Source organism: Arthrobacter sp. BG5, from assembly GCF_056680155.1.
Genome location: NZ_CM155268.1, coordinates 353,775 through 366,095 on the forward strand (window position 1 = coordinate 353,775; position 12,321 = coordinate 366,095).

Genomic DNA, 12,321 nt, shown 5'->3' on the forward strand with positions numbered 1-12,321 from the left:
GCCAACCCTGCTAGAGCACGTCGACGCCGTCGAGCCGCAACTGCACCGGATCATCGGTGCGCTTCGCGGCGGCCGCGGCCTTGACCGCCCGCATCGCTTTGGTGGCCTCGGTGGCCTGGGCGTACGGAATGAACAGCAGGGTCCGGACGTCCTCGCCGCCGCGCCGCTCCGCGACCGCAACAGACGCCGCCGACGTCGGCGACGACACGGCCCCGGCCCCGCCGGCGCCCGGCAACGGCGAGGGTCCCGCCGACCGCAGCACAATGCCTTGTTTCGCCAGTGCCTGCTCGACTGCCTGGGTAAAGTGCCCGACGGCGGTCCTGCCGCCTGTGACGGACGCGATCCGGACGGCCGGCGGCAGCGACAGCTCCTGCCGCAGGGCCAGCTCGCGGCCGGCGTACCCGGCGGGGTCCCACCGCAGCAGTGCGCCGACGCCGGACGTGTCCTCCGCGGTGATGACCACCAGGCCGCCCCCGGCCGCGGGACGGACCAGGGCGGCTGCATTGAACCAGCGCCGCACGGCGTCCTCCCCGGCCCGAAGGTTTTCGCGGCGCAGCAGGGAGTCGCCGTCGAGCAGCAGCGCCGCAGCGTACCCGTCCGCTGCCACCGGCTCGGCGCCGACGGTCGCCACGACGAGGGCTTTGGAATCCGGCACCGTGGCCAGGACCCGGTCACCGGAGGAAGTGATCACCGGCTTGCCCGGAAACGCCCGGCCCAGTTCCTCGGCGGTCCGCAGCGCCCCGGTCGCACCCCGCCGGAGCCGGACCCCGTTGCAGTGCACACAGCGCCACTCCGGAGCGGCCGCGGAGCACCACCGGCAGACCGGCACCGCCGCGCTGCCGGCGGGCCCCGTGATCGCCAACGGACCGTTGCAGGCCGTGCAGCGCGCCGGTTCGCGGCAGCGTTCGCAGGCCAGCGACGGCGCGTACCCGGCGCGCGCCACCTGGACCAGTACCGGGCCCCGCTCGAGGCCTTCCTTCGCCGCCCGCCACGCGGCGCCGGGAAGCCGTGCGATCCGGGCCAGCGGGTCGCGCTCCTGCTCGTAGCTGTCTGCGGTGTTGAGCACGCGCGGGACAGTACGTCGCATGGCGGGGCGCTGCGCTTCGACCGGCCGGGCCCAGCCGGACTCCACCAGCCGCTGCGTCTCAGTGCTGCGGCTGTGTCCGGCGAGCAGGCAGGCAGCCCCCTCGTGCGCAGCCCGCAGCAGCAGAACCTCACGGGTGTGGGCGTACGGCGAACGCTGCTCAATGTGCAGATCGTCGCCGTCGTCCCAGCACACCACCAGCCCCAGCTTCTGCACCGGCGCGTAAGCTGCCGAGCGGGTGCCCACGGCGACCCCGGCCGCACCGCTGAGCACACGCAGGAAGCTGCGGTACCGCGGGGTCGGGCCATCATCCGCAGTGAGCCTGGCCACGTCCCCGGCCGGGAGGAATTCCAGCAGCGCCGCCTCTACCCGGTCCAGGTCGCGGTAGTCCGGAACGACGACGACGGCGCCGCGGCCTGAGCGCCGGACGGCGGCTACGGCCTCGGCGATCATCCGGGGCCAGCTGCCGGGACCGAAACCCTGCAAAGCGCTCAGCACGGCGCGCGGCGATTCGCCCGCGCCCAGGTGCTGCAGGAAAGCCGGGCCGTTATGATATTCCGCCCAGCCGGACGGAGGGGCAGCAGGCAGCTCTGCCGGGGCGCCGCCGTCGGTGGCGAACAGGGCAGCGTCAAGCCGGCCGGCCGGCGCGAACTCCTTTTCCATTTTGGCCATGCGTGGCGGGACGGCGACGCGCAGGACGTCGCTGACGGTCCCGGCGTAGCGCGCCGCGACCCGTCCGGCGAGTTCGGCCACCTCGGGGGTGAGCACCGGAACCGGCGACACGACTTTGAACAACGGAACCAGCGGATGGCCTGCGTCGGACCCGGCCGTGCGTTCGAGCAGGAATCCGCCGAGTTCCTGGCCACTGAATTTCACCTTGACCCGCACGCCGGGACGGGCCGCAGCATCGAGGTCCGCCGGAACGCTGTAGTCGAACGGCCGGTCCAGGTGCGGGAGGGACGACTCCAGCAGCACCCGCGCCACCGGCAACTCCGCGGCAAGGGCCGGCCCGGCGGCAGCCGCAGAAGCGGGGAAACCCTGCAGCAGCGAGAGCTGGAGCGGCTCGTCCGGCATGGCGGCACCGTTACGGACTGGGCTCACGGCGATCGCCTCCTTCAGCGGCTGGTCGGATCAAACAAAACAACGGCAATTCGGCCGGCAGACGCTTTGAAGCAGCCGCCTGAAGCAATCGCCTTAAAGACTGTAGCCAGGCCGCCGTTCGGCGGCCTGGCTACAGCACATCACAGGGCTGTGACATTCAGAGCTAGGACATTCAAGCGCTGTGACTATCAGCAGCTAGGACCTTCAGCGGCGGGGCCGGTTCCTACGCGTTGAAGAAGGCCTTCAGCTCGTCCACCCGGTCCAGGCGCTCCCAGGTGAAGTCCGGCTCCTCGCGGCCAAAGTGGCCGTGCGCGGCGGTCTTGGCGTAGATCGGGCGCTTGAGGTCAAGAGCGTCGATGATGGCACGCGGGCGCAGGTCAAAGATCTCAGCGATCGCGTCACTGATCCGGGCCGGGTCCACGGTCTCGGTGCCGAACGTTTCCACGTAGGTTCCCACCGGACGGGCCTGGCCGATCGCGTAGGCGATCTGGATTTCGGCGCGCTTCGCGAGGCCTGCGGCCACCACGTTCTTCGCGACCCAGCGCATCGCGTAGGCGGCCGAACGGTCCACCTTGGACGGATCCTTGCCGGAGAAGGCGCCGCCGCCGTGCCGGGCCATCCCGCCGTAGGTGTCGACAATGATCTTCCGGCCGGTCAGGCCGGCGTCACCCACCGGGCCGCCGATCACGAAGGCGCCGGCCGGGTTGAGGATGTTGCGGGACCGGGAGGTGTCCAGGTTGGACAGTGCCATCACCGGGTTCACGACGTGCTCGGCGAGGTCGGCGCGGAGCTGGTCGAGGCTGGCGCCTTCGGCGTGCTGGCTGGAGATCACCACGGTCTCGACCGACACCGGGCGGTCGCCGTCGTAGCCGACGGTGACCTGCGTCTTGCCGTCGGGGCGCAGGTAGCCGAGCTGGCCGGACTTGCGGACCTCGGTCAGACGCTCCGAGAGCCGGTGCGCCAGCCAGATCGGGACCGGCATGTAGGAGGGGGTTTCGTCGCTGGCGTAGCCGAACATAATGCCCTGGTCGCCGGCGCCCTGGAGATCGTAGTCGTCTTCCTGGCGGCCTTCGCGCGCTTCGAGGGAGTTGAAGACGCCCCCGGCGATGTCGTTGGACTGCTGGCCGATGGAGACGGAGACGCCGCAGCGGGCGCCGTCGAAACCGTTCGCGGACGAGTCGTAGCCGATCCCGAGGATGGTCTCGCGGACAATCTGCGGGATTTCGACGTAGGCGTCTGTGGTGACTTCGCCGGCCACGTGGACCAGGCCGGTGGTGGCCAGGGTCTCGACGGCGACGCGGGACTCCGGGTCCTTGGTGAGCAGGGCGTCAAGGATCGCATCGCTGATCTGGTCACAAATCTTGTCGGGGTGTCCTTCGGTCACCGACTCGGACGTGAAGAGCCGGAGCGAGGCGGGCGTGGACCCGTGGAAGTCTGGGATGTGCAGCGGTAAAGTCACTCAACTACCTTACTGGTTGGGAAACGGGCGTCCTGCGGCGTGTGTCCCCTGCGAAGGAGACCTTTATTACGCCAGCGCTCAAGCCGGCGGGACAACCCGGCTCAACTCGGCGCTGATGCGGTCAATGACGGCAGCCGCGACGTCGGATTTGGAACCCGACGCCTCTTGGGGTTCGGAGCCGGACCGCGCAAGGATGACTACGGAGTTGCTGTCCTGGCCAAAGACCTGGTCCTGCCCCACCTGGTTGACCACCAGCAGGTCGCAGGCCTTCCGCCGCAGCTTGGCCGCGGCGTATTCCAGGACGTCACCGTCGGCGTCACCGGTCTCGGCCGCGAAGCCGACAATCAGCTGGTTCCGGGAGGCGGCGTCACGGATCTCGACGAGTTCGCGCAGGATGTCGGGATTGCGGACCAGGGAAATCACCGGGTCGGCGACGTCGTCGCGTTTTTTGATCTTGGTCCCGGACACGTCGGCCGGACGGAAGTCGGCCACGGCGGCGGCCATGATGACGACGTCGGAATCGGCTGCGGCGTGCAGCGCGGCCTTGCGCAGTTCCAGCGCAGTCTCAACCTGGACCACCTCGACGCCGACGGGCGCCGGAACGTCCATGTGCGCTGCCAGCAGCCGGACCCTGGCGCCGGCCTCGCGGGCCGCGACGGCCAGGGCCACGCCCTGCTTGCCGGAGGACCGGTTGCCCAGGAAACGGACCGGGTCCAGGGGTTCGCGGGTGCCGCCGGCGCTGATGGTCACGGTCAGGCCGGCCAGCGGCCGGTGAGCAGCCGCCGCCGGACGTTCCGCGTCCGACGCCGGCAGGTCGGGGGTGTTGGGGACCGCGGGAGCGCCGGCCAGGGCCAACGCGGCGGCGAAGATCGCCTCGGGTTCGGGCAGCCGGCCCGGACCGGAGTCCGCGCCGGTCAACCGGCCGGTGGCGGGTTCGAGCACGGTGACGCCACGGCTGCGCAGCGTTTCCACGTTGGCCTGGGTTGCCGGGTGACGCCACATTTCCGTGTGCATCGCCGGGGCCATCAGCACCGGGCCGCCGGCCATCAGGAGCGTGTTGGTCAACAGGTCGTTGGCCTGGCCGGTGGCGGCGCGGGCCAGCAGGTCCGCCGTGGCCGGGGCCACCACGATCAGTTCCGCCTCGTGGCCGAGCCGGACGTGGTTGACAGTGTGCACCTCATCGAAAACGCTGTTGCTGACCGGATGCCCGGAGAGGGCCTCCCAGGTGGCCACGCCGACGAACCGGGTGGCGGCCTCGGTGGGAATGACGGTGACGTCATGGCCGGCTTCAGTAAAAAGCCGGAGGAGTGATGCCACCTTGTAGGCGGCAATCCCTCCCCCGACTCCGAGGACTATGCGCACGTGACCTCCGTCAGGCAGCAGAGCTATTACTCTGCGGCGGCTTCGATCGGCGTGGAAACGAGCTTGCCTTCGTTGATTTCGCGCAGGGCGATGGAAAGCGACTTTTCGTTCAGCTTGGTGTCGACCAGCGGACCGACGTACTCGAACAGGCCCTCGTGCAGCTGGGCGTAGTAAGCGTTGATCTGCCGGGCGCGCTTGGCACCGAAAATCACCAGTCCGTACTTCGAGTCGGCAGCCTTCAGCAGCTCGTCGATCGGCGGGTTGATGATGCCTTCAAGGTTCGTGGACACGAATTCTCCAAATTCTAACGGGCCAATCCGACCCTGCGGTTAGTGCGGGTGCGGCGTTAGCCCCATGAGTGAAACAAGCTCATCCGCTGCCCGACGTACGTCATCATTGATGACTGTGTGATCGAACTCCGGTTCAGCGGCTAGTTCTACTTTACCGGTTTCCAGCCGTCGCTGCTGTTCCTCTGCGGATTCCGTGCCGCGGCCCACCAGGCGGCGCACCAATTCTTCCCAGCTTGGCGGGGCGAGGAAGACGAACTGCGCGTCCGGAACGGCCTGTTTCACCTGGCGGGCGCCCTGCAGGTCAATTTCCAAAAGCACCGAACGGCCCTCCGCAATGGCCGCATCTACTGTGCTCTTGAGGGTGCCGTACGTATTCTGCCCGTGCACCACGGCCCATTCCAACAGTTCCCCCGCTGCGATGAGGGCCTCGAACTCTTCCTTGGATTTGAAGTAGTAGTGCACCCCATCGATCTCACCAGGCCGCGGCGGGCGGGTGGTTGCCGAGACTGAAAGCCAGACTTCGGGATAGTTGTCCCGAATATAGGTGGACACGGTGCCTTTGCCGACAGCCGTCGGACCGGCGAGGACTGTCAGTCCGGGTTTCTTGCTCACGTATTCCTTTGGGCGGTGGTGGAAGCTCGGCGGGCCAAGCTATTTCTTGTCTATAAAATCTACCAGCGCCCGGCGCTGGTGGATTCCCAGCCCCCGCACCCGCCGGGACGCGGCAATACCAAGCCGCTCCATGATGGCCGCGGCCCGCACGTGCCCGATCCCCGGCAGCGCCTCCAGCAGCTCGACCACCCGCATCCGGGCGATCGCCTCGTCCCTCTCCCCAGCGCTGAGCAGCTCCGCGATGGTCAGCTGCCCCGACTTCAGCTTCTCCTTGGCCCCCGCCCTGGCCACCCGGGCCGCGGCGGCCTTGTGCAGGGCGTCGGCACGCTCCTGCGGCGTGAGGGGTCGCAAGCTCACTGAGGTCCTCCCTGCATTGTCAGCCGAGACCACGCAAACGGCCTGGTCAGACGTGACCGTGAGACGGGCCGCACACAGCACCCCGGCTGGTACCGCGGACTTGTCCTGAACTTACAGTCTGAAGTCAACGGAAAGCAATGGATCGCTTCCGGCGCGAAACCTAATGCTGACGCCTTTTTGGCCAAGCGGTGGACGTGGAGCTGCGGGGCGGCGCCGGGGTGGCTGCCGTGTGGCTGCGGGGCGGATTGGCGGTGTGGCGCCGGCCGTTTGCCACAAATGGCCGGAATGCCAGGTCTATAGCGGCCTTCTGCGACCAATCGGCGCTTCCCAGAGGGCGGGCCGGCTCCAGCCCCCTGTCTCAGCGGGGCGGATTGGCGGTGTGGCGCCAACCGTTCGCCAGAGATGGCCGCAATATCGAGTCCTTAGCGGCCATCTGCGACGAATCAGCGCAGCTGGGGCCGCGGACGTTCCCCAGCGCGGCCTGCCGGGACAGCCGGCGCCATCCGTTTGCCACAGGTGGCCGGAATGCCCGGTCCGTAGCGGCCTTCTCTGACCAAAAGACGCAGCAAACCCGCAATGCCGGCCCACAAGCGCCTTTCCGCCGAGGCGGATGGCCAAGGCCGGATCACCTACGCCGCGCGGAGTTCGTCCAGCGTGCGCCGGACGGCGGCGCGCAGGGCGGTCGGCTGCGGACCGGCTGCCAGGATGTCCCGGCTCGAGGTTCCCAGCACCTGGCCGTAAGCGCCGCCGAAGGTACGCCGCAGGTCCGCTGCCGTCGCTCCCTGTGCGCCGAGGCCCGGTGCGAGGATCGGGCCGCGGACCGCCGCGAGGTCCAGATCCAGGTCGGTCAGCGCGGTACCGACGGTGGCGCCGACGACGAGGCCGACGGAGCCGAGGTCCCCGGCATACCGTGCGTTCTCCGCGGCGGCGGCCCGGACAATCCGCCGGGCGACGGAGTCGGCCCCGCCAACGTGCTGCACGGAGGCTCCCTCGGGGTTGGAGGTGAGGGCCAGTACGAAGACGCCGCGGCCGGACTGCGCCGCGAGGTCCAGGGCCGGCCGGAGCGACTCGAAGCCGAGGTACGGGCTCAGTGTGACCGAGTCCGCGGCCAGCGCCGAGCCGTCGCGCAGCCAGGCGTCGGCGTAGGCGGCCATGGTGGAGCCGATGTCGCCGCGTTTGGCGTCGGCGATGCTGAGCACGCCGGCCTCCGCGGATGCGGCGAGGGTGCGTTCCAGCACGGCCATGCCGGCCGAGCCGTGGCGCTCGTAGAGCGCCACCTGCGGCTTCACCGCGGCAGCGAGCGACGCCACGGCCTCCAACACGGTGAGCGAGAAGCGCTCCAGCCCGGCGACGTCGTCGTCCAGGCCCCAGCGCTGCAGCAGCGACGGGTGCGGGTCGATGCCGACGCAGAGCGGGCCGCGCTCCGCCATGGCGCGGCCCAGCCGGGAGCCGAACGCCTCCCGGCCGGGCGTATCAGCGGCGGCAGCCTTAGGCATGCTGGGACACCGCACTCGCGGCGGCAGCCTGCGTGGCGCGCTCCTGGGCGACGCGCTGCTGCGACTCCGCGAGGGCCGCGGCGTGCTCCTGCAGGCTGGTGACGGACCACTCGTAGGTCCGCATCGCCTCGATGGCCTGGACGGCGGCGTTGAACTCGGCCACCGTGGTGATGCACGGAATGCCGATCGACGTGGCGGCGGCGCGGATCTCGTAGCCGTCACCGCGGGCCTCCCCGCCGGACGGGGTGTTGAACACCATGTCGATTTCGCCGGCGACGATCAGGTCCGCAATGGTGCCTTCGCCCTCGGCGCTGGAGCCCTCGGCGACCTTGCGGACCGTGGTGGCCTGCAGCCCGTTGCGGCGCAGCACGTCGGCGGTGCCGCCGGTGGAGACGATCTCGAAGCCGAGGTCCGAGAGGCGCTTGACGGCCATGATGACCGCGCGCTTGTCCCGGTTGGCGACGGAGACAAACACCTTGCCCTCGGTAGGCAGCGCGTTGTTGGCCGCGGCCTGGCTCTTGGCGAACGCGGTGTCGAAGTGCTTGTCGATGCCCATCACCTCGCCGGTGGAGCGCATTTCCGGGCCCAGCAGGGAGTCGACGACCTTGCCCTCCAGGGTGCGGAAGCGGCTGAACGGCAGCACCGCTTCCTTGACCGCCACCGGGGCATCCAGCGGCAGCGTGGAACCGTCCCCGGACTCCGGCAGCATCTTGTAGGCGGTACGCAGCTGGTTGATGGTGACGCCGGTGCCGATCAGGGCCGCGGCCTTGGCCATCTGCACGCCGGTGGCCTTGGAGACGAACGGCACGGTGCGGGAGGCGCGGGGGTTGGCTTCGAGCACGTAGAGCACGTCGGAGGCGAGGGCGAACTGGATGTTGATCAGGCCGCGGACGCCGACGCCTTCGGCGATGGCACGGGTGGCGGTCCGGACCCGGTCGATCACGTTGTTGCCCAGGGTGATGGGCGGCAGCACGCAGGCGGAGTCGCCGGAGTGGATGCCGGCTTCCTCGATGTGCTCCATGATGCCGCCGAGGTACATGTCCTTGCCGTCGTAGAGGGCGTCGACGTCGATCTCGACGGCGTCCTCGAGGAAGCGGTCGATCAGCACCGGGTGGTCCGGGGTGATTTCGGTGGCGTTGGCGATGTAGCGGGAGAGGTTCGGCTCGTCGTAGACGATTTCCATGCCGCGGCCGCCGAGCACGTAGGAGGGGCGGACCAGGACCGGGTAGCCGATCTCGTCGGCGATCTTCTTGGCGTCCTCGAAGGAGACGGCGGTGCCGTTCTTCGGGGAGATCAGCCCGGCCTCGTCGAGCACCCGGGAGAAGGCGCCGCGGTGCTCGGCCAGGTCGATGGCCTCCGGGGAGGTGCCAAGGATCGGCACGCCGGCGTCGGCGAGCTGCTGGGCGAGCTTGAGCGGGGTCTGGCCGCCGAGCTGGACGAACACGCCCATTACCCCGCCCGTGCGCTCTTCGGCCGCGATGACCTCGAGGACGTCCTCGAGGGTGAGCGGTTCGAAGTAGAGCCGGGTGGAAACGTCGTAGTCGGTGGAGACGGTCTCCGGGTTGCAGTTGACCATCACGGTCTCATAGCCGGCCTTGCGCAGCGCCATCGAGGCGTGCACGCAGGAGTAGTCGAACTCGATGCCCTGGCCGATCCGGTTCGGCCCGGAGCCGAGGATGATGATGGACGGCTTGGCGTGCAGCGCCACCTCGTCCTCCTCGTCATAGGAGGAGTAGTGGTACGGCGTGTACGCGGCGAATTCGGCGGCGCAGGTGTCCACCGTTTTGTAGACCGGGCGGATGCCGAGGGCCTGCCGGACGCCGCGGACGACGTCCTCGGAGTTGTGCGTCAGCGCGCCGATCTGCGCGTCCGAGAAGCCGTGCCGCTTGGCCCGCTGCAGCATCTCCTGGGTCAGGGCGGTGGAGTGGCGGATTTCCTGCGAGATCTCGTTCAGCAGCTGGAGCTGGTCCAGGTACCAGGGGTCGATCTTGGTGGCTTCGAACAGCTGCTCCACGGTGGCGCCGCCGAGCAGCGCGCGCTGGACCTGGTGCAGGCGTTCGGTGCTGGGGCGCTTGGACTTCTCGATCAGTTCCGGGACTTCCCATTCCGGCACCGGACCGAAGTCCAGCTGGGAACCCTTCTGTTCCAGGGACCGCAGCGCCTTCTGCAGCGCCTCGGTGAAGTTCCGGCCCATGGCCATGGCCTCGCCCACCGACTTCATGGTGGTGGTCAGGGTGGAGTCCGCTGCCGGGAACTTCTCGAAGGCGAAGCGCGGGACCTTGACGACGACGTAGTCCAGGGTCGGCTCGAAGGAGGCCGGCGTTTTCTGCGTGATGTCGTTCGGGATCTCGTCCAGGGTGTAGCCGAGCGAGAGCTTGGTGGCGATCTTGGCGATCGCGAAGCCGGTGGCCTTGGACGCCAGGGCCGAGGAGCGGGAGACGCGGGGGTTCATCTCGATCACCACGACGCGGCCGGTGTCCGGCTCGACGGCGAACTGGATGTTGCAGCCGCCGGTGTCGACGCCGACTTCGCGGATGACGGCGATGGAGATGTCGCGCAGCCGCTGGTACTCGCGGTCCGTCAGGGTCAGCGCCGGGGCGACGGTGATGGAGTCGCCCGTGTGGACGCCCACCGGGTCGAAGTTCTCGATCGAGCAGACCACCACGACGTTGTCGTTTTTGTCCCGCATCATTTCGAGTTCGTATTCTTTCCAGCCGAGGATGCTCTCTTCGAGCAGCACCTCGGACGTGGGGCTGTACTGCAGGCCCTGGCCAACGATCCGGCGCAGGTCATTCTCGTTGTAGGCCAGGCCGGAGCCGAGGCCGCCCATCGTGAAGGAGGGCCGGACCACCATCGGGTAGCCCAGGTCCTGGGCGGCGGTGAGGGCCTCGTCCATGGTGTGGATGATGTGGCTGCGCGCGGATTCGGCGCCGCAGCGCTCCACGACGCCCTTGAACTTCTCGCGGTCCTCGCCGAGCTCGATCGCGGCGATGTTGGCGCCGATCAGTTCCACGTTGTACTTCTCCAGCACACCGTTCTTGTCCAGCGCGATGGCGGTGTTCAGCGCCGTCTGGCCGCCCAGGGTGGGCAGGATCGCGTCGGGGCGTTCCTTGGCGATGATCTTCTCGACGACCTCGGGGGTGATCGGTTCGATGTAGGTGGCGTCGGCAAACTCCGGGTCGGTCATGATGGTGGCCGGGTTGGAGTTGACGAGGATGACGCGCAGGCCTTCGTCCTTGAGGACGCGCAGTGCCTGGGTGCCGGAGTAGTCGAATTCGGCCGCCTGGCCGATCACGATCGGGCCGGAACCGATGACCAGGACGCTCTTAAGGTCAGTTCTCTTGGGCATTACTTCTTGTCCTCAGTCTTGGAGTCGGTGGCAGTCTTGGTGTCAGCGTTCCTGGTGTCCGCCATCAGCTCGATGAAGCGGTCGAAGAGGTACGCGGCGTCGTGCGGGCCGGAAGCCGCCTCGGGGTGGTACTGCACCGAGAAGGCGGGAATGTCCAGGCAGGACAGGCCCTCGACGACGTCGTCGTTGAGGCTGATGTGGCTGACCTCGACGCGGCCGAAGCGCTCTTCCGGGGCCTGGGTGGCCCCTTCGAGCGGCGCGTCGACGGCGAAGCCGTGGTTTTGCGAGGTGATTTCGACCTTGCCGGTGCGGCGGTCCATCACGGGCTGGTTGATGCCGCGGTGGCCGTAGCGGAGCTTGTAGGTGCCGAAGCCGAGCGCGCGGCCCAGGATCTGGTTGCCGAAGCAGATGCCGAAGTAGGGCAGCTTGGCGTCCAGCACGGAGCGCAGCAGGTTCACCTGGCTGTCGGCGGTGGCGGGGTCGCCGGGGCCGTTGGACATGAACACGCCGTCCGGGTTGACGGCCTTGATGTCCTCGAGGGTGGCGGTGGCCGGCAGCACGTGGACCCGGACACCGCGTTCGGCGAAGCGGATCGGCGTCATCCGCTTGATGCCGAGGTCGATCGCGGCGATGCTGAACCGCGGCTCGCCGTCCCAGCCCCAGTCGGCGGGCTCGACCGTGTACGCCGTCTCGACGCTGACTTCCTCAGCGAGCCGGGAGCCCTCCATCGGCGCGCTGGCCAGCACGGCGTCAACGAGTTCCTTGTCCGTGGCGCCGGCGGCATCGCCGGAGAAGATCCCGGCGCGCATGGTCTTGTGCTCGCGCAAGTGCCGGGTGATGGCGCGGGTGTCGACGCCCTGGATGCCGACGATGCCCTGGTCGGTCAGTTCCTCGTCCAGGCTCCGTTCCGAGCGCCAGTTGGACGCGCGGCGGGCGGCGTCGCGGACGATGTAGCCGGCCACCCAGATCCGGCGGGATTCGGCGTCGTCCTTGTTCACGCCGGTGTTGCCGATGTGCGGCGCGGTCTGCACCACGAGCTGCCGGGCGTAGGACGGGTCGGTGATGGTTTCCTGGTAGCCGGTCATGCCGGTCGCGAAGACTGCTTCGCCGAGGGCGGTACCGGTGGCGCCGTAGCTGCGGCCGCGGAAGATCCGGCCGTCCTCGAGCACGAGCACGGCGGGGGTGGAGGCTGTCAGTTGGGGGTCAGTCAC

General features: G+C 68.9%; 9 protein-coding genes. All 9 read right to left on the bottom strand.

Annotated elements, in window-relative coordinates:
• Positions 1-10 precede the first annotated feature (10 nt).
• Positions 11-2,158, bottom strand: a complete 2,148-nt coding sequence (locus AC1MBE_RS01550) for a primosomal protein N' (protein WP_479782725.1) — start codon at positions 2,156-2,158, stop codon at positions 11-13.
• Between the two features lie 250 nt (positions 2,159-2,408).
• Entirely contained in the window at positions 2,409-3,644 is a 1,236-nt protein-coding gene (metK, locus tag AC1MBE_RS01555) for a methionine adenosyltransferase (protein ID WP_479780356.1), read from the bottom strand.
• 78 nt (positions 3,645-3,722) lie between these two features.
• Positions 3,723-5,006 carry a bifunctional phosphopantothenoylcysteine decarboxylase/phosphopantothenate synthase gene (locus AC1MBE_RS01560; RefSeq protein WP_479780358.1) on the bottom strand — a complete coding sequence of 428 codons (1,284 nt, stop codon included), beginning with the start codon at positions 5,004-5,006 and terminating at the stop codon, positions 3,723-3,725.
• Between the two features lie 26 nt (positions 5,007-5,032).
• Positions 5,033-5,296 carry a DNA-directed RNA polymerase subunit omega gene (gene rpoZ / locus AC1MBE_RS01565; RefSeq protein ID WP_138769242.1) on the bottom strand — a complete coding sequence of 88 codons (264 nt, stop codon included), beginning with the start codon at positions 5,294-5,296 and terminating at the stop codon, positions 5,033-5,035.
• A 39-nt stretch (positions 5,297-5,335) separates the two neighbouring features.
• The gene (gene gmk / locus AC1MBE_RS01570; RefSeq protein ID WP_346960179.1) at positions 5,336-5,908 is read right to left on the bottom strand and encodes a guanylate kinase; all 573 of its coding nucleotides are present in this window, start codon (positions 5,906-5,908) and stop codon (positions 5,336-5,338) included.
• Positions 5,909-5,947: 39 nt separating this feature from the next.
• A complete protein-coding gene (gene mihF, locus AC1MBE_RS01575) occupies positions 5,948-6,265 on the bottom strand; it encodes an integration host factor, actinobacterial type (protein WP_346960178.1) in 318 nt (105 codons plus the stop codon).
• A 629-nt stretch (positions 6,266-6,894) separates the two neighbouring features.
• Positions 6,895-7,761, bottom strand: coding sequence for an orotidine-5'-phosphate decarboxylase (gene pyrF, locus AC1MBE_RS01580; protein WP_479780361.1), 867 nt, complete (start codon positions 7,759-7,761; stop codon positions 6,895-6,897).
• On the bottom strand, positions 7,754-11,110 hold the full coding sequence (gene carB / locus AC1MBE_RS01585; protein ID WP_479780362.1) for a carbamoyl-phosphate synthase large subunit: 3,357 nt from the start codon (positions 11,108-11,110) through the stop codon (positions 7,754-7,756). Before carB ends, pyrF begins: the two co-directional genes overlap by 8 nt.
• On the bottom strand, positions 11,110-12,321 hold the full coding sequence (gene carA / locus AC1MBE_RS01590) for a glutamine-hydrolyzing carbamoyl-phosphate synthase small subunit (RefSeq protein WP_479780363.1): 1,212 nt from the start codon (positions 12,319-12,321) through the stop codon (positions 11,110-11,112). The genes carB and carA overlap by 1 nt, the downstream gene beginning before the upstream one ends.

Bases quoted from the DNA above. Each gene is read 5' to 3' on its own strand.
- AC1MBE_RS01550 (WP_479782725.1), bottom strand. From the start codon at position 2,158: ATGCCGGACGAGCCGCTCCAGCTCTCGCTGCTGCAGGGTTTCCCCGCT.
- pyrF (WP_479780361.1), bottom strand. From the start codon at position 7,761: ATGCCTAAGGCTGCCGCCGCTGATACGCCCGGCCGGGAGGCGTTCGGC.
- carB (WP_479780362.1), bottom strand. From the start codon at position 11,110: ATGCCCAAGAGAACTGACCTTAAGAGCGTCCTGGTCATCGGTTCCGGC.